Here is a 362-nt window from a genome sequence, read left to right on the forward strand (position 1 = left end):
TCTCGAAGCTTATCCGATATGCTGATCAAGTCGGAGAACTTGCTTGAGCGTCACCCGATCGACGAGTTCGCCATTGTCGTCCATGATGTCGAAGAACTCGCCATCGATAATCTCATTTCGCACAATGCGCTCTGCAACCACCTCTCTTGCGGCTCTGACCGCTTCTTCGTGGGCTGCAGCCAGGTCCGGAAGTTCAAAGCCATTCTCGTCGCCGATCGAGGTGTCTCCGTCCCTAAAAAGCAGAAAAAACCGCGACATGGTAGACGCTCCCTTGCTCTCTTTTTCAGCAGAACACACCCCTCGTCGCTTGGTTCCGTCGAACTGCAATCGGTGCCGCTGCCCCGCGCCAGACGGTTCGACAA

1 protein-coding gene is annotated in these 362 nt (G+C 55.2%); it reads right to left on the minus strand.

Features of this window, described 5'->3' with window-relative positions:
* Positions 1 to 9: 9 nt before the first annotated feature.
* Positions 10 to 362: DUF6894 family protein (locus tag AC1D0P_RS32335; RefSeq protein ID WP_477680455.1), on the minus strand; the 353-nt coding region annotated here is incomplete at its 5' end.

The organism is Polaromonas sp. P1_G2, from assembly GCF_056405515.1.